At 67.7% G+C, this 17398-nt stretch carries 16 protein-coding genes; 11 read left to right on the top strand and 5 right to left on the bottom strand.

Annotated features, from left to right (window positions below; translation table 11 throughout):
* Window positions 1-17: 17 nt before the first annotated feature.
* The 9 genes from dprA (at window position 18) to OY559_RS02110 (ending at window position 9185) form a co-directional block, all read left to right on the top strand.
* Window positions 18-1193 carry a DNA-processing protein DprA gene (gene dprA / locus OY559_RS02150; protein WP_277728496.1) on the top strand — a complete coding sequence of 392 codons (1176 nt, stop codon included), beginning with the start codon at window positions 18-20 and terminating at the stop codon, window positions 1191-1193.
* Window positions 1190-1663 carry a DUF494 family protein gene (locus OY559_RS02145; RefSeq protein WP_142123186.1) on the top strand — a complete coding sequence of 158 codons (474 nt, stop codon included), beginning with the start codon at window positions 1190-1192 and terminating at the stop codon, window positions 1661-1663. The genes dprA and OY559_RS02145 overlap by 4 nt, the downstream gene beginning before the upstream one ends.
* Before the next feature lie 26 nt (window positions 1664-1689).
* Window positions 1690-2427 carry a GYF domain-containing protein gene (locus tag OY559_RS02140; protein ID WP_277728495.1) on the top strand — a complete coding sequence of 246 codons (738 nt, stop codon included), beginning with the start codon at window positions 1690-1692 and terminating at the stop codon, window positions 2425-2427.
* A 51-nt stretch (window positions 2428-2478) separates the two neighbouring features.
* Complete coding sequence (locus tag OY559_RS02135) at window positions 2479-3381, top strand: RDD family protein (RefSeq protein ID WP_277728494.1); 903 nt, start codon at window positions 2479-2481, stop codon at window positions 3379-3381.
* A gap of 19 nt (window positions 3382-3400) precedes the next feature.
* Complete coding sequence (locus OY559_RS02130; RefSeq protein ID WP_277728493.1) at window positions 3401-4447, top strand: RDD family protein; 1047 nt, start codon at window positions 3401-3403, stop codon at window positions 4445-4447.
* A gap of 207 nt (window positions 4448-4654) precedes the next feature.
* A complete protein-coding gene (locus OY559_RS02125) occupies window positions 4655-7165 on the top strand; it encodes a DNA topoisomerase I (protein WP_277728492.1) in 2511 nt (836 codons plus the stop codon).
* A gap of 24 nt (window positions 7166-7189) precedes the next feature.
* Window positions 7190-7753 carry an L-threonylcarbamoyladenylate synthase type 1 TsaC gene (locus OY559_RS02120; protein ID WP_277728491.1) on the top strand — a complete coding sequence of 188 codons (564 nt, stop codon included), beginning with the start codon at window positions 7190-7192 and terminating at the stop codon, window positions 7751-7753.
* Window positions 7754-7818: 65 nt separating this feature from the next.
* Window positions 7819-8544 carry a hypothetical protein gene (locus OY559_RS02115; RefSeq protein WP_277728490.1) on the top strand — a complete coding sequence of 242 codons (726 nt, stop codon included), beginning with the start codon at window positions 7819-7821 and terminating at the stop codon, window positions 8542-8544.
* Window positions 8541-9185: a DUF4124 domain-containing protein gene (locus OY559_RS02110; RefSeq protein ID WP_277728489.1), complete on the top strand. Its 645-nt coding sequence runs from the start codon at window positions 8541-8543 to the stop codon at window positions 9183-9185. Before OY559_RS02115 ends, OY559_RS02110 begins: the two co-directional genes overlap by 4 nt.
* Before the next feature lie 47 nt (window positions 9186-9232).
* On the opposite strand, the gene OY559_RS02105 is transcribed toward OY559_RS02110, so the two are convergent.
* Window positions 9233-10288 carry a type 1 glutamine amidotransferase domain-containing protein gene (locus OY559_RS02105; RefSeq protein WP_277728488.1) on the bottom strand — a complete coding sequence of 352 codons (1056 nt, stop codon included), beginning with the start codon at window positions 10286-10288 and terminating at the stop codon, window positions 9233-9235.
* 164 nt (window positions 10289-10452) lie between these two features.
* Here OY559_RS02105 and OY559_RS02100 point away from each other — a divergent pair, with 164 nt between their 5' ends.
* The gene (locus OY559_RS02100) at window positions 10453-11112 is read left to right on the top strand and encodes a hypothetical protein (RefSeq protein ID WP_277728487.1); all 660 of its coding nucleotides are present in this window, start codon (window positions 10453-10455) and stop codon (window positions 11110-11112) included.
* Here OY559_RS02100 and OY559_RS02095 read toward each other — a convergent pair.
* The gene (locus tag OY559_RS02095; RefSeq protein ID WP_277729888.1) at window positions 11100-11876 is read right to left on the bottom strand and encodes an SDR family oxidoreductase; all 777 of its coding nucleotides are present in this window, start codon (window positions 11874-11876) and stop codon (window positions 11100-11102) included. The two genes, OY559_RS02100 and OY559_RS02095, sit on opposite strands and share 13 nt — an antisense overlap.
* 58 nt (window positions 11877-11934) lie before the next feature.
* Between OY559_RS02095 and OY559_RS02090 the strand changes: the two genes are divergently transcribed.
* Window positions 11935-12063, top strand: coding sequence for a hypothetical protein (locus OY559_RS02090; RefSeq protein WP_277728486.1), 129 nt, complete (start codon window positions 11935-11937; stop codon window positions 12061-12063).
* Between the two features lie 96 nt (window positions 12064-12159).
* On the opposite strand, the gene OY559_RS02085 is transcribed toward OY559_RS02090, so the two are convergent.
* The 3 genes from OY559_RS02085 to OY559_RS02075 all read right to left on the bottom strand — a co-directional run bounded on the left by OY559_RS02085 (window position 12160) and on the right by OY559_RS02075 (window position 17327).
* On the bottom strand, window positions 12160-13806 hold the full coding sequence (locus tag OY559_RS02085; RefSeq protein WP_277728485.1) for a hypothetical protein: 1647 nt from the start codon (window positions 13804-13806) through the stop codon (window positions 12160-12162).
* A gap of 173 nt (window positions 13807-13979) precedes the next feature.
* The gene (gene sppA, locus OY559_RS02080; RefSeq protein WP_277728484.1) at window positions 13980-15884 is read right to left on the bottom strand and encodes a signal peptide peptidase SppA; all 1905 of its coding nucleotides are present in this window, start codon (window positions 15882-15884) and stop codon (window positions 13980-13982) included.
* Between the two features lie 63 nt (window positions 15885-15947).
* Window positions 15948-17327 (bottom strand): MATE family efflux transporter, encoded by a 1380-nt coding sequence (locus OY559_RS02075; RefSeq protein ID WP_277728483.1) that lies wholly within the window; start codon window positions 17325-17327, stop codon window positions 15948-15950.
* Window positions 17328-17398 lie beyond the last annotated feature (71 nt).

Raw genomic sequence — 17398 nt, 5'->3', positions numbered from 1 at the left:
CGGCCTACGCTCGCAGCATGCATACCGACGACATGAGCGCACTGGCCAGACTGGTCCTGGCCGGCGGTCCGGTCCTGTGCCGACGACGCCTGCTCGACCAGCACGGCACACCGTCGGCAGCCCTCCGGGCAGGAGCAGGCGCCTGGCGTGCGGCAGGAATGGATGAGGTACAGATCACCCGTCTGCGCGGCCCTGCCGATGATGCATTTGCGAGAACACTGGAGTGGCTGCAGGCCCCCGGCCATCACCTGATCGGCTGGCACGACGCGGACTACCCAGCTCCGCTGAGGCAGGTCGGGAGCCCGCCGCTGGCGCTGTTCGTCGACGGCGATTCGAGCCTGTTGTGGCGGGCCGCCGTCGCGGTGGTGGGCAGCCGCACACCGACCAGCGGGGGACGGGACAATGCCCATGCGTTCGCACGTGCGTTCGCCTCTACGGGCATCGTGGTGGCCAGCGGCATGGCGCGGGGCATCGACGCCGTGGCGCACGAGGCTGCGCTCGCGCTGGGGCCCGGCACCACCATCGCGGTCGTTGGCACCGGCCCGGACATCGCCTATCCCCCGGGGCACGACCTGTTGCGCAACCGTCTGGCCACCCACGGTGCCGTGGTCAGTGAACACCCGCCCGGAACACCGGCGATGCGCAGCCATTTCCCTTCGCGCAACCGCATCCTCGCGGGCCTGACCCTGGGCACGCTGGTCGTCGAAGCCGCCGAGCGGTCGGGCGCGTTGATCACCGCCCGCCAGGCCGGCGAAGCCGGGCGCGAGGTCTTCGCCATCCCGGGCTCGATCCACAACCCCCTGGCGCGGGGCTGTCACCGCCTGATCCGGGACGGTGCCGCCCTCGTGGAATGCGCGCAGGAGGTCATCGAGGCGGTGGCGCCGCTGGCCGCAGACCTCGCCAACGCCTTGCGTGGCCGCTTGGGTGAGACTGAATCGGCGGCAATCGCAGGACCCGGCGAGACGCCCTTGCGGTTGGACGCTGACTACCAGAAGTTGTGGGAGGGACTGGGTCACGACCCAACAGGTATGGATCAGCTCGTCTCACGCACCGGATTGACGGCTGCGGAACTGTCCTCCATGCTGCTGGTCATGGAACTGGATGGCTTAGTAACGGCGGAACACGGCCGATACCAGAGAAAGACCGGTTTCTTCACCTCCACAGCGTCGATGACGCAGGCCGAGGGGCAATGAAAGAGAGCATCCTGGATGTACTGCTGTACCTGTTCGAACATTACTTCACCGAAGATGCGGACCCCGTCCGCGACCGCGACTCTCTCCAGAACGGCCTGATCCAGGCCGGTTTCAGCCCCGCCGAGATCAGCAAAGCCTTCGATTGGCTCGATGCCCTGGCCGACCAGCGCCCGGCCGCATCGACGCCGCGCGTGGGCGGCCCCACCCGCGTCTTCCACGGTCCCGAGCTGGAGAAGCTCGACGTCGAATGCCGGGGCTTCCTCCTGTTCCTGGAGCAGCACGGCGTATTGGATGCGGACCAGCGGGAGCTGGTACTGGACCGCGCCATGGCCCTGGACCAGGACGAACTGGACCTGGACGACCTGAAGTGGGTCGTGCTGATGGTGCTGTTCAACCAGCCGGGCTCGGAAGCCGCGTACGCATGGATGGAAACCCAGATGTTTGCGGACGAACCCGAGCCGGTACACTGAGGCGTTGAAACGCTTCAGGGGGAAGCATGTCGGGTTGGTATTACGCTGACCGGAGCCGTCAGCAGCACGGGCCGGTGTCGTCGGAAGAACTGGTCGCCCACTACCGTTACGGCCGTGTTGCGCTGGACAGCCTTGTCTGGCGCGAAGGTCTGCCCCAGTGGCTGCCGCTGCAGGAGTTTTCCGCAGAGCTGGGACTGCATGCGTCACCGGCCGGTGACGGCGGAACACCGTCGCCCGTCCCACCACCGCTGTCGGCGCACGCTGCCGCCGCCCTACCGCAGGACCGCCTGTTGCGATCACCTGCTCCGCCGGCCGCCAAGAAAGGGATGTCAGGCGGCAGGATCGCGCTGATCGTGGCGGCGGCCCTGGTGCTGCCCTGCGTCGGCATCGGCGGCATCCTGGCCGCCATCGCGATTCCTGCGTACAACGATTACACCCTGCGCTCGAAGGTATCCCAGGCGGTGATCGACAACATCGAACTGCGCAGCGACGTGAAGGCCTTCCATGATCGCGAGGGCCGCTGCCCCAGCAATGGCGAAGGCGGCATCGGCACGCCAGAGAGCTACGCGGGCATGTACATCACGCGCGCCGTCGTCGGCGACTTCGACGACGGCACCTGCGGCTTCGAGCTGGAGTTCGGCAATACCGGCAACGCGCAGATCGATGGCAGGAAGCTGTGGTGGGACATGGGGAGCGAACACACCGAATGGCAGTGCTCGTCGGAAATCGACGACAAATGGCTGCCGATGGAGTGTCGCGGCTGAGCAACGTCTGCGTGGCGCGACAGGCTACGTATTTCATCGGGGATCGAACGCATGACGCACTGGTATTACGCCGACGCCCACGGGCAGCGGCAAGGGCCGTTCACGGCCGGGGAGCTCGGTGGCCATGTCCGCCAGGCGCGCCTGGATGCGCAGTCACTGGTGTGGCGCGATGGACTGGAGGACTGGCAGCCGCTGAGCGCGCTGGCCTCCGAGCTGGACCTGCCTGTCGGCACGATGGACCCGCCGGCAGCAGGTGCCGACGCCGCCACTGAACTCCGTATTCCTGCCGCGGACGCGCCTTACGCACCGCCTGCGGCGCAGATCGCATCGGAACAGCATTACGTGGGCGATGGCGACGTGGTGCTGGCCGGCTTCTGGCGGCGCCTCGCAGCGCTCTTCATCGACTCGATGGTGGTGGGCTTCGCCTACTACCTGGTGCTGATCGTCTGCGTGGTGGTGCTCGGCGTCGGCGGCAGTCTGCTGATGCGCGGCGGCAACAACACCGAAGGCATGGCGGCGATGTTCGGCATGATGGCGCTGGTCTACCTGCTGTATCCGGTGATCAGCGCGGCGTACTACGTCGGTTTCGAGTCCTCGGCCAAGCAGGCCACGCTGGGCAAGATGGCGGTGGGCATCAAGGTCACCGACATCGACGGGCGACGCCTGACGCTGGGTCGTGCGCTGCTGCGCTGGCTGGCGGTCATGCTGAACTATCTCACGCTGTACATCGGCTACCTGATCGCGGCCTTCACCGAGCGCAAGCAGGGCCTGCACGATATGGCGGTGGGTACGCTGGTGGTGGACCGCTGGGCGTACACCGCGCATCCCGACTGGCAGCAGCGCGGCCTCGGTACCGCCACGAAGGTGATCCTGGCGATCGCGGGCGTCATCTACGGCCTGATCTTCATCGCCATGATGGCCGCCATCCTGATTCCACTGGCCGCACAATCCTGAAAGGGCAAGGAGACCCTGCATGACCGAGTGGTATTACGTTGATATCCGGCACGAGCGCCAGGGCCCGGTGTCCCCTGAGGCTCTCACGGGCCTTTACCGTTCCGGCGCGCTGACCAGTGCATCGCTTGCCTGGCGCGAAGGCATGAACCAGTGGACGCCGCTGGGCGAGCTCGCGGCCGAACTCGGCATCGCCGACGGGCGCCCGGTCGCCACCACACCGGTGCCCCCGATACCGGAGCCAGAACCCGAGCCGGCACCCGTGGAGCGCCCGCTTACCGGCCGCGCCGTCTTCACCGCCAGCGAACCCAGCTACGCACGGCACGCGCCCGCGCACGCCAGCCAGTCCGATGCCGTGATCGCCGCAGCAGCCGCCACCCGCGCGGTTGCGTCGGATGAAACCCCTGGCGCCGTTGCATCGCCCTACGCGGCACCGCGCGCGGACGTGGGCCGCGTCACCTACGCGCCCCCGGTCGCCGACGGCCATGTGGTCTACGCCGGCTTCTGGAAGCGCGTGGCGGCCAGCTTCATCGACGCATTCGCCATCGGCATCCCGGTGGGCATCGTGGCGACCATCATCGCCGGGCTGCTGGGGCTGGGCAGTTCGTTCGCCGATGGCTTCTCGGGAGCGGCGGGCGCATTCAACGTGGGCGAAACCGCCATCTCGTACGTGCTGACGGCGATGGCCTACGGCTGGTTCCACTCCGCTGCCGGGCTGATGGCCACGCCCGGCAAACTGGCCATCGGCATCAAGGTGGTGAGGACCGACGGCGACAAGATCAGCTTCCTGCGCGGCTTCGGCCGCTACTGGGCCACCATCCTGTCGGCCATCATCCTTGGCATCGGCTTCCTGATGGCGGCCTTCACCGCGCGCAAGCAAGCCCTGCACGACCTGGTCTGCGACACGCTGGTGGTCGACAAGTGGGCCTTCACCTCGCAACCGGAGCGCCAGCGCGAGGAGCTGGGGCCGGTGGCCCTGGCGGTGCTGATCATCGGTGGCCTGCTGGTCGTCGGTGCGGTGATCCTGATGCTGGTGGCCTTCGCCGCCCTGTTCTCGATGAGCCGCTGACCGGCTCCACGGCGCGATCCGGGTCACGGAACCCGGCCCGCCCCCACCACGGCGGCTTGACAGCCCGGCCCCGGCCGTGACACCACTATAAATAGGAAATCTGAACGCCCGGGGCCCCAGCCCCGGGCGTCCGCTTCTCTGGCGCCCGCATCTGGGCCACCCTAGCCGGCCCCGGACGGCCCACCCGAACTCCCCTGAACCCCTGACATGCCCAAGCACCTGCTCATCGTCGAGTCGCCCGCCAAGGCCAAGACGATCAACAAATACCTCGGCAAGGACTTCACCGTCCTGGCGTCCTATGGCCACGTCCGGGACCTGGTGCCGAAGGAAGGAGCGGTGGACCCCGACAATGGGTTCGCGATGCGCTACGACCTGATCGAGAAGAACGAGAAGCACGTCGATGCCATCGCCAAGGCCGCCAAGGGCGCCGATGACATCTTCCTGGCGACCGACCCGGACCGCGAGGGCGAAGCGATCAGCTGGCACATCGCCGAGATCCTGAAGGAGCGCGGCCTGCTGAAGGACAAGCCGCTGCATCGGGTGGTCTTCACCGAAATCACCCCGCGCGCGATCAAGGAAGCCATGGCCCAGCCGCGGCAGATCGCCGGCGACCTGGTCGACGCCCAGCAGGCGCGTCGCGCGCTGGACTACCTGGTCGGCTTCAACCTCTCGCCGGTGCTGTGGCGCAAGGTACAGCGCGGCCTGTCCGCAGGCCGCGTGCAGTCGCCTGCCCTGCGCATGATCGTGGAGCGCGAGGAAGAGATCGAAGCCTTCATCGCCCGCGAGTACTGGAGCATCGAGGCCGAATGCGCGCATCCGCGCCAGGCCTTCACCGCCAAGCTGACCAAGCTCGACGGGCAGAAATTCGAACAGTTCACCGTCACCGACGGCGACACCGCCGAAGCCGCCCGCCTGCGCATCCAGCAGGCCGCGCAGGGCATGCTGCACGTCACCGACGTGACCAGCAAGGAACGCAAGCGCCGCCCGGCGCCGCCGTTCACCACCTCCACGCTGCAGCAGGAAGCCTCGCGCAAGCTCGGCTTCACCACGCGCAAGACCATGCAGGTGGCGCAGAAGCTGTACGAAGGCGTCAACATCGGCGACGAGGAAGGCACCGTCGGCCTGATCAGCTACATGCGTACCGACTCGGTGAGCCTGTCGGCGGAAGCGCTGGCCGAGATCCGGGACGTCATCGCGCGCGACTTCGGCACCCAGGCGCTGCCGGACAAGCCCAACGTCTATGTCACCAAGTCGAAGAACGCGCAGGAAGCGCACGAAGCCGTGCGTCCGACCAGCGCGCTGCGCACGCCCGCGCAGGTCGCGAAGTACCTGAGCGACGACGAGCGCAAGCTGTACGACCTGATCTGGAAGCGCGCCGTCGCCTGCCAGATGGTGCCGGCCACGCTCAACACCGTCAGCGTCGACCTCGCCGCCGGCAGCGCGCACAGCTTCCGCGCCAGCGGCACCACCGTGGTCGATCCGGGCTTCCTGGCCGTGTACGAGGAAGGCAAGGACCAGAAGAACGCCGAGGACGACGACGAAGGCCGCAAGCTGCCGCCGATGAAACCCGGCGACACCGTGCCGCTCGACCGCATCCACGCCGACCAGCATTTCACCCAGCCGCCTCCGCGCTTCACCGAAGCGGCACTGGTGAAGGCGCTGGAGGAGTACGGCATCGGCCGTCCCTCCACCTACGCCTCGATCATCCAGACCCTGCAGTTCCGCAAGTACGTGGAAATGGAAGGCCGCGCGTTCAAGCCCAGCGACGTGGGCCGCGCGGTATCGAAGTTCCTGTCAGGCCATTTCACCCAGTACGTGGACTACGACTTCACCGCCAAGCTGGAGGACGAGTTGGATGCCGTTTCCCGCGGCGAGGAAGAGTGGGTGCCGCTGATGGAGCGGTTCTGGGGCCCCTTCAAGGACCTGGTCGCCGAAAAGGCGGAAACCGTGGACCGCAGCGAAGCCACCGGCGCGCGCGAACTCGGTACCGACGCCAAGTCCGGCAAGCCGGTCAGCGTGCGGCTGGGCCGTTACGGGCCGTATGCGCAGATCGGCGACAAGGACACCGACGAGAAGCTGGAGTTCGCCTCGCTGCGTCCCGGCCAGTCGATGCACACCATCACACTGGAAGACGCGCTGGAACTGTTCAAGCTGCCCCGCAAGCTGGGCCAGGACAAGGACGAGGAGGTCAGCGTCGGCATCGGCCGCTTCGGCCCGTTCGCCAAGCGCGGCAGCGTGTATGCGTCGCTGAAGAAGGAAGACGACCCGTACACGATCGACCTGGCGCGCGCGGTGTTCCTGATCGAAGAGAAGGAAGAGATCGCCCGCAACCGCATCATCAAGGAATTCGACGGCAGCGACATCCAGGTACTGAACGGGCGGTTCGGCCCGTACATCAGCGATGGCAAGCTCAACGGCAAGATCCCGAAGGACCGCGAACCGGCCTCGCTGACGCTGGCCGAGGTGCAGAAGCTGCTGGAAGAAACCGGCAAGCCGGTGCGCAAGGGCTTCGGCAAGAAGACCGCCGCCAAGAAGGCCGTGGTGAAGAAGGAAGCCGCGCCAAAGAAGACTGCCGCCAAGAAGGCGCCGGCGAAAAAGACCGCGAAGAAGGCTGCGAAGAAGACGGCGACCACGTCCGCCAGCAAGAAAACAGCGACAAAGAAGACGGTGAAGAAGGCGGCATCGAAGGCGGTCGCCGGAGACGACGCTCCCTTCTGACCCCACCACGACGCCGACGACGCCATGCCCATCGAACGGACCATCGAGGAAGCCGCGGAAGTCATCCGCAGTGGCGGCATCGTCGCCTACCCCACCGAGGCCGTGTGGGGGCTGGGTTGCGATCCGTTCGACGAAGGCGCGGTGCACCGGCTGCTGGCGATCAAGCAGCGCCCGGTGGAGAAGGGGTTGATCCTGATCGCGGCCACGCTGGAACAGCTCAAGCCGCTGATCGATGTCGCCGCCGTTCCGACGGATCGCCTCACCGAGGTGCTGTCCAGCTGGCCCGGGCCACACACCTGGGTGATGCCCGCCACCGCGCAGGCGCCCCGCTGGATCACCGGCGCGCATCGTGGCATCGCCGTGCGCGTGAGCGAGCACCCGGTCGTGATCGGCCTGTGCCAGGCCTATGGCGGCGCACTGGTGTCCACCAGCGCGAACCTCAGTGGCAAGCCCGCCGTCAGCGACCGCGGCGCCCTGGACCCGTTGCTGCTGCCACGCGTCGACGCCGTCGTCCCCGGCCACACCGGCGGCCTCGCCCGCCCCACGGTCATCCGCGATGCGCTCACCGGTCAGGCGCTGCGCGAATGACCGACGGCCGTACACGGTCGTCCTTCCACCTTCCCATCCCTCCGGCACGCGCGCACCATGGCCGCATGCCGCGCCTCGCCCCGCCCCTGTTGACGATGCTGCTGACGCTGTCGCCCCTCGCCATGGGCGCGCAGGCGGCACCCGGCGCCACGCAGGTCACCATCTACCGCTGCGTGACCGCCAACGGCAGCGTGGCGCTGCGCGATTCACCCTGCCTGAAAGGCGAGAGGCAGGAAGTCCGTACGATGCAACGGCCGCTGGACCCCGTGCCACCGCCCGCCGTCGCAGCCCCCGCGCCCACACCCACGCCGGCACCGCCTGCCGCGCCGCCGCCCGCGCGCGTGGTGTACCTCACCCCGCCGCGGCCGATGTACGAATGCACCACGCCCGAGGGCAAGGTCTACACCAGCGACAACGACGACGGCAATCCGCGCTGGGTACCGTATGGCGTGGCCTATCCTGCCTGGCCACGCACCGGCAGCGGCGCCAGCGTGTCCGGCAGCGTCTCGGTCGGCAACGGCCATCTGTCCTTCGAAAGCGGTGACCGTCGGCCGCCGCGTCCCCCGGGCGGCCACCATCCGGGACATGGCCCGGTGATCCTGCCGGGTGGCACCTGGGTGCGCGACACCTGCCACCCGTTGCCACAGCAGGAAGTGTGCGCGCGCCTCTCCGACCGCCGCTACGAGATCCTGCGCCGTTACGGCAGCGCGATGTCGAGCGAGCAGCGCGCGCTAGACTTGGAACAGCGCGGCATCGACGCGCGCATCGCCAACGATTGCAGGAATCCATGAGTCTTTCCGCGCGCTCCGCCTTCGCCCGTCTTCCGTTGCTGGTGCTGTTCTGGGTCACCGCATCCCCGGCCGCCCACGCGGACGAAGTGACCATCTACCGCTGCACGGATGCGGGCGGCGCACTGACGCTGCAGAATTCACCTTGCCCGAAAGGCATGAAGCAGGAAGCACGCACCATGCAGGGCGTCAACACGGTACCGATGGCGCCCGCGCCACCCGCCACGCCGCCCGCTTCGCCCGCGCAGGCATCGCCCGCCACCGCCACGCCGGCACCCGCTGCGCCTGCCGCGCCCGCGACGGCCAGCAGCACGCGCGCGCTGCCTCCGCCGGTGCTCTTCCAGTGCACCACGCACGACAAGGACACCTACGTGACCGAGGACAGCGAACCCGCGTCGCGCTGCGTGACGCTGCGGACCGTGGGCCTGGACGGCAACCCGCAATCCGGCGCCGGCCAGGCCTGCGAAATCGTGCGCGACACCTGCGCCCGCGTACCCGATGGCGCACTCTGCGACGCATGGCGGAAGCGGCTCGACGAAACCGAAGTGGCCTGGCGCTTCGCCCGCCGCGAGAACGTGGAACGGAACAGGGCCGAACACGAGCGCGTCGCGCGCATCGTCAGCGGCAGCAGCTGCGGGCCATGACGCGGATCCCATGATCCACGGCGGCACCTCGCCGTGGCGCGCCCGTCCTAGTCGCGCGCCAGTCCTTGCAAACGCCAGGCATCATCCAGTCGCCCCTGCATGCCGGCCACCAGCGCATGCATCAGCAGCAGGCGTTTGTCCGCATCGGGCCGCTCCGCACGCGCCTGGCGCGCGGCGTCGATACCGCCCGCGTGATACGCGGCCAGCACCTGCACCGCCCTTTCGTCGCGCCCCGGTGCGCGCGCGACCGGTGCATGGCCCAGCGCGCGGACCATCGCCTCTGCAGTGGACCACGTCGACCACGGATTCTGTCCGGTAACCACCCGACCATCGACGACCGTGTTGTCCAGATACATCGGGCCCTCCACGTAACGCGCGCCCTTTTCCACCAGGCGGTCCTGCAGCAGGTACGGGAAGCGCTCGCGTGCGTCCTCGATCAGGAACAACTCTTCCGCGTTGCTGAAGCCGGCCACGCGACGGCCGCGCAGCAGCGGCGTGCCATCGTCCAGCGTCACCTCCAGCAACGCGGCGGGCCCGTGGCAGACCGCGCCGATCACGCCGCCTGCCTGGTACACCGCGCGCACCAGCCGATGGATGGCCGGATCATCGGGAAAGTCGAACATCGTGCCCTTCCCGCCAACGAAGTACACCGCCGAGTAACGGGCGGGGTCCACGTCGCCCACGCGCAGGCTGGCGTCGAGTTTCCTGAGTGCATCGGCATCGTTGAGGAAGGCATGGTCGGCCTCCACCATGTCCTCGTCATCCCGACGCATCGGGGGTGATCCCCCTTGCGGACTGGCGATGTCGACGTCGTAGCCGTTGGCCCGGAAGACGTAGTAGGCCCGCGCGAGTTCGGTCAGTTCGAAGCCGGCCTTTTTCCCGCCGCCCGGGAAGTGCGACGTGCTGGTGACCACCGCCAGGATCTTCCCGCGTGTCGGCGGCAGTGCATCGCGCATGAAGGCCAGGTCCGCCACCGTGCTGTCCGGCCCCGCAGGCGGCTGCGCATCCAGGTCCAGCGTGTACACATAGGCGAATCCTCCCGCCACCACCACCAGCATCGTCGCCAGGCAGGCCAGCAGCCCGCACTTGATCCATCGCCGCATCCCGATGTCCTCGTCTCCAGATGGGCACACGCTACGGCGCGCGCGTAAAACGAACTTCAATCGCGCCACCTACCCGCTGTGGCGCATCGACATTGCGGACACCCGTGCGGGAACCGCGCCGGACGGCTCGTTAGACTCGGACGTTTCCACCACAAGGACCTCCGATGCCGTACGACCCGACGCACCGCCTGCTGCGCGAAATGCGCCTGCTGCGCCTCTACGCTGGCGCACTGACGCTGGCCTTCATCGCCGTGCTGCTGACGGCGTTCAAGGCGCCCGACCCGCATTTCGAACGGTTGTCGGTGGAGCGGTTGGACATCGTGGACGCGGACGGCGTGGCGCGCGTGGTGCTGGCCAACCAGCAGCGCTTTCCGCCGCCGATGTTGAATGGAGAAACCTTCAAGCGCGCCGTCTCGCCCGCGGGACTGGTGTTCTACGACCGCAAGGGCAACGAGGTCGGCGGCCTTGCACTCACCGACGTGGAGGCCGGCAAGGTCTCGGCGCTCGCCTTCGACAATCCCAACATGGATGCCATCGGCCTGCTGACACGCATCGGCGCCGATGGCGAGCCCATCAGCAGCGGCCTGCAGATCAACCAGGCCGTGCCCTCGCACGTGAAGGTGCTCGACGCGGCCAGGCAGGCCACGCGCCGCATCGTGATCCAGAACGAACGCAACGATGCCGAGATCCTGCTGGCCGACGCGACCGGCAAGGAACGCATCCGGCTGCGCGTGGACCGCGCCGGTGATGCCGGCATCGAGATCCTGGACGCCGACGGCCGGGTGGTGTTCCGCGCGCCCGAGGCGGCGCCTCAGAACCCGTAACGCAGGAACCCGCCGTCCACCGCGATGCATTCGCCGGTGACATAACTGGACGCAGGCAGGCACAGGAAGCCCACCGCAGCGGCGACTTCCTCCGGTTCGCCGATCCGGCGCATCGGCGTACGTGCAACCACTTCGTCGTAATAGTCCGGGTCCGACAGCGGCCCGGACGTACGCCGCGTGCGGATGTACCACGGCGCCACCGCGTTCACGCGTACGCCGTCCTCGGCCCATTCGGCGGCCAGGTTGCGGGTGAGCTGGTGCAGCGCGGCCTTGGTCATGCCATAGGGCGCGCCGCTGCGCACGGCGGTGATGCCGGACACGCTGCCGACGTTGACGATGCACGAGGCGGCATGCCGCGTCAGCAGCGGATGCGCATAGCGCGACAGCTCGAACGCGGAGAACAGGTTGGTCTCGAAGATGTGCCGCCACTCGTCCTCGGTGTAGTCCACCGCCGCGCGCGTGACGTTGCCGCCGGCGTTGTTCACCAGGATGTTGAGGCCGTCATCGTGGTCTTCCACCCAGTCCAGGATGGCGCGGCGATCCTCGTCGTCCGCCACGTCGGCAGCCAGCGTACTGATGCCGCGCTCGGGGAATTCCTCCGCCAGTTCGGCACGCGCCGCCTGCAGGGCATCCTCGTCGCGCGCCACCAGCAGCACGTCGGCGCCGAAGCCCAGCAGTTCGCGCGTGATCGCCAGTCCGATGCCCGCGCTGGCCCCGGTCACCAAGGCCAGTTGCCCGTCCAACCGCCACCGGTTCGCCGCCACATGCGTCTCCTTCATCGATGGGCGTAGCATAGCGCCACCTCACAGGAGGACCGTCGCCATGACCCGGATCCGCCTCATCCTGCTCGCCCTGCTCGCCCTGGCCTGCGTGGCCTGCCGCGCTCCCGAGCCGCCACCGACCGACGAACCGCCGGAACCGCAGGCGGATACGGACAGCGTCGCGGCCTGAGCTGCTTGAGCCCGACGCCCACAGGCTTAGGCCGCCCGGTTGCCCGGGCGACCCGTCTTCAGATCATGGCTGGAAAATTCGGGTCCTAACGTCCGATCACTCGTAGCGGATGGAGGGGTCGAAACGCACCGAATCGCAGTAGTTGTTCGCCCCGGGGGCGGCAATGAAGAACAGTGCATCTCCCGCGACAACCGGGCGGCTCATCGAAAAGGAGGCGCCGACAGTATCCGCCGCGACGATGCTGACGCTGCCGAGCGCCGTCGAGTTGTGCGTGACGCCGACAGAGAACCCATCGCCACAATTGGGCAGGCCATCGGCGCCCAGCATCGGATTGGCCGATCGTGCCGTCCCTTCGATACGTACCGTGCCAGTCTTGGGAGCCAACCACGCCAAGACCGGCATCTGTGTGGTGCCGGTGTGGAAACCGTCAGACACCGCGCGCGCGTACGCATCGGTACCCACCCAGTACCCCGCAGACGCCCACGTCATCGCCTGCAGCGGTCCGCTTCCGTCACCATGCAGATATTGCCAGCGCGGTCCTTGCGCCATGCCGAAGCCTGTGGATTGTCTGAATACATCTCCCGCGACAGGCGAAGTCATGACCTGCCAGCGATACAGGCCGAAGTTGGCGGAGTACAGATAAGGATCTTTCACGCAGTACACATAGAAATCCGCGCCGACCTGCGCATTGGGCGCTCCCGCGCGGTCGACTATGGAGCAGTACTGGTAGCCGGCATCGTTGCGCAGCGTGTCGGGGCCCTCATCCGCCAGCACGATCGACGGAGAGGCGCTCCAGGTCACCGCATCCGTGGATTCATAGATCTTGACGGACGAATTGACTCTCCCTGCACCTGATGGCCATGTCATGAACGTCAGCGGCAAATAGTACTTGCCGGTATGAGTGCTGTAAGCAGCCTGCGTATGCGTGATGCCCCAAGGTGCGATCGGCGAGGACACGCCGCCGAGTCCGTCCGTGTTGAAAGCCCCGTTGCTGTACTTCTTCCACAACCCAGTTCCCAATGAGTTAGACCGGGCCGCCTGCAACACCGACACGACCGATGCACGCGCCACCGCGATGCCATCACGCACACCATTTGCCGTCGTCACCTTGTCGGTGAAGTAGACATGGAAATAACCGTCCTTGATGACATACGGCGCCCCTTGGATGTTGTGACTCTCAGGGTCGCCATGCGGACTGATGATGCGTCCCAGGTAAATCCAGGTATTGCCGTGGTCCTCTGACCACGCCAAGCCGATCCGCGTCTTGCCTTCCCTGTTCTCTGGGGTGCCGCCTGTCATGCCCACGCGCTCTTCGTGGACGAACGCAAGCAGCTCGCCGTCGTCCACCGGCTGGGGCTGGTAGAGGCTCACGAACCAGAGGTCCACAACATCGGAGGGCACTACCTGCGTGAAGGCGTAGCCCGGAAGGGACTGGCAATAGCCTTGGCTGCTGCGCGCGCAGGTGTCTTTCGTCCACAGTGTCTGTGAGTACGGTGCGTCGAGGCTACCCCCGTGGGTGGAGTGGGTGATCTTTCCGTTGCCGCGGTCCCATTGCGACGACAACCAGTACCGGTTGCCAAGCACCGAATAAGTGGACATCGGTGCGTCGGGCTGCGTCAGGTGCAGTGCACCGCCGGTCATCTGGTTGTGTGAGGCAACGATGACTGGCGAAGTGACGAAAGGGGTGGCCGCCGCGGGAGAACAGCAGGCCGCCAGAACGAATAAGATGAACATCACTCGCATTTCACTACTCCTTGTCATGGTGGGATGGCGTGCGCCAGCACGCCAGAGTGCCTCCGCTTGCCTCTTCCAGGATGGCCTGCGGAGATGGCTGCATACCGCACGTTCCGCCGGAAAAACGCAACGGGCCGTCCGGTTACCCGAACGGCCCGCATGTCACACGATGACGGCGCGGCTCAGAACCCGCAGAAGCAGTACGCCAGGCTCTTCACCGGGGCGCCGTCGCGGTCGTTGACTGCCTCGTCCACGAAGCGCAGCTGCGCTTCCATCTCCGGCAGGCTGCGCGCCAGCAGGGCGCGGGCGAAGTCGGAGTCCTTCAGCCAGGCGCTGCCGATCCGGCTGCCGGCAAAGCCACCCATGAACTGCGAGAACGGCGAGGACATCTTCTCGATGTAGCGCACGCGGTACTTGTCGGGTTCGCCCAGCTTGGCGCGCTTGGCGGCATCCGCCAGGGCCGCGTCCAGGCCGGCCAGTTCATCGACCAGGCCACGCTCCTTGGCCTGCGCACCGCTCCACACGCGGCCGCGCGCGACGGCGTCGATCTCTTCGACCGGCTTCTTGCGTGCCTCGGCGACCTTGCCGGTGAAATCGGCGTAGCCCTTGTCGATGACCGACTGGATCACCTGGCCCACGGCCGGGTCCAGCGGGCGACTGATGTCGAACGCACCGGCGAAGCGGGTGGTGCCCACGCCATCGGTACGCACGCCGATCTTCTCCAGCGTGCGCGGCACGGTGGGGATCAGACCGAAGATGCCGATCGAGCCGGTGATAGTGGACGGGTCGGCATAGATGCGGTCCGCATTCATGCTGATCCAGTAGCCGCCGGACGCGGCCAGGTCGCCCATCGAGACGACCACCGGCTTGCCGGCCTTCTTCAGCGCGGCCACTTCGCGACGGATCTGCTCGGAGGCGTACACGCCGCCACCGGGCGAATCCACGCGCAGCACCACGGCCTTCACGTCCTCGTCGTCTCGCGCCTCGCGCAGCAGCGCCGAGGTGGACAGGCCACCGACGCGGCCCGCGGGCTGGTCGCCGTCTGTGATCTCGCCTTCGGCCACGACCACCGCGACCTGCGGACGCTTGTCGAGCGGATTCGTCCTGGCGTCGAGCTGGGTCAGGTAGCCGGTCAGGCCGATGGCCCGGAAGCCGGTGTCCGAATCCTCGTCGGCCACGCCACGCTCGATCAGCAGGTCCTCGACTTCTTCCTGCGTCTTCAGGCCGTCCACCAGCTTCTGCTGCAACGCGTACTTGGCCAAGTCGCCACCGGCGGCCGCGATGCCTTCGGGCAGCGTGTCGATGCCCGCGGCCAGCGCTTCCGGCGTGGTCTTGCGCACTTTGGCGATGTCGGCCAACAGGCGCTGCCACACGTCGTTCATCCAGTACAGGTCGGCTTCCTTGGCTTCCTTGGAGGCGGCATCCAGCACGTAGGGTTCGGCGGCGGACTTGTACTCGCCCACCTTGAACAGGTGCACGTCCACGCCCAGCTTGTCCTGCAGGCCCTCGCGGTAGTACTGGCGGTAGCGGCCCAGGCCTTCGAGCATCAGGCTGCCCATCGGATCGATGTAGACCTCGTTGGCCTGCGCGGCCAGCAGGTACTGGGTCTGGCTGATGTTTTCGCCAAAGGCGACGATCTGCTTGCCCGAGGCGCGGAACTTCGCCAGCGCGGCGGCGACTTCACGCAGCGAGGCATAGCCGGTCGGCTGCAACTGGTCCACGCGCAGCAGCATGCGTTCGATCTTCTCGTCCTTCTGCGCGGCCTCGATGGCGCGCAGCAGGTCGCGCAGCTGCACTTCCTCGGCGCTCTTGTCGCCGAAGGCCTTGGCCAGCGCGCGGGTCGCCGGATCGGCGGTGAACTGTTCCACCAGGCGGCCTTCCGGTGCCAGCACGAAGGTGGTGCGCTCCATCAGCGGCTTCACCCCGCCACTGCCGGCCGCGATGACGAACACGATGAAGATCAGGAACAGCAGCCCGAAGAAGATCAGGTTGAGGACCAGCTTGCGGGTGAAGTTCAGCACGTCCCACAGGCCGACGAAGAACGTGGCGACCGGGCTGCGGCGGGGTGCGGGTGCGACTTGGCTCATGGAAGACTCCGGGAAACTGGGACCACTGTAGCGTGCGTGCGTGAGGCTTTCATGCCCCGTTGGTCACCGTGGGGACGATGCGGCCGGCAGCACCGCGGGACGGCGGCTGCTGCGCTCGAAGCGCCAGCCCAGCAGCACCGCGGCAGCGGTCAGGCCCACGATCAGGCCCAGCCACATGCCCTGCGGACCCCAGCCGAGCCCCAGGCCCAGCCCGGCGCCCAGCGGCATGCCCAGGCCCCAATAGGCCGCCACCGCCAGCCACATCGGCACGCGGGTGTCCTTCAGCCCGCGCAACGCGCCGGCGGACAGCACCTGGATGCCGTCGGGGAACTGGAAGGCGGCGGCGAACAGCAGCAGGGTGCCGGCCAGGGCGGCCACGGCCAGGTCATCGGTGTACAGGGACACCACCAGGTCATGGCCCAACAGCAGGAACAGCGCCGATATCGCCTGCGTGGCCAGCACGATGACGTAGCCCGCGTGCGCGGCGCGGCGGATGCCGGCCACGTCGCCCGAACCGACCGCATGGCCCACGCGCACGGTGGTGGCCTCGGCCACGCCCATCGGGATCATGAAGCACAGCGCCGACACGTTGATGGCGATCTGGTGCGCGGCCGCGGGCGTGGCGCCCAGGCGTGCGATGAGCAGCGCGGTGACGATGAACAGGCTGCCTTCCATCAGCACCGTGATGCCGATGGGCAGGCCGGTGCGCAGCAGCTGCAGGATGGGTGCGCGACGCGGGGGCTCGAAATGCGCGAACAGCTGCAGGTCGGCGAAGCGGCGCGCGCGCGCCAGGTAGATCGCGAAGGCGATCGCCTGCATCCACATGGTCAGCGCCGAGGCGATGCCCAGACCGCCCGCACCCAGTTCCGGGAACCCGAACTTGCCGAACGCCAGCACGTAGCCCACCGGCGCCAGCACCAGCAACCCGCCGAAGCCCAGGATCATCGTGGGCAACGTCCAGTGCGTGCCTTCGCTGAGGTAGCGCATGCAGAAGTAGAACGTCAGCGCCGGCACGCCCCAGCGGATGCCGTGCAGGAATGCCGTCGCGCCGGGAATGATGTCCGGCGCGATGCCGAACGCGGCCAGCGCGTAGGGCGCGGCGCTGAGGAAGGCGAACATCAGCAGGCCCAACCCCAGCGACAGCCACAACGCCTGGCGGAACAGCGGCGCGATCTCGTCGCGCCGGTTCGCGCCATCGAGTTGCGATACGGAGGCCGTCAGCGAGATCAGCGTGCCGATCGGCACCATCATCGGCAGCCACAGCAAGGCGGTGCCCACGGTCACCGCGGCCAGCGTGGCCGTGGCGTGGTGGCCGGCGATGACGTTGTCGACGAAGCCGATCAGGCCGGTGGACACGTGGCCCAGCACGAGCGGCAGGGCGAGCGTGGCCGTCGCTCGCACTTCCTGGCCGAAGCGCGGGGTCGGGGAGGGGGAAACAGACATGGAGGCAACCGCCGGACTACGGTCGCGCGGTTTCGCGCTGGCACCGGGTCACGGGAGGCCGGTATCTTACC

It is taken from the genome of Pseudoxanthomonas sp. SE1 (genome assembly GCF_029542205.1).
GTDB lineage: Bacteria > Pseudomonadota > Gammaproteobacteria > Xanthomonadales > Xanthomonadaceae > Pseudoxanthomonas_A.
The sequence above is the reverse complement of the archived record's forward strand: the minus strand, read 5'-3'. Positions and strand labels throughout refer to the sequence as shown.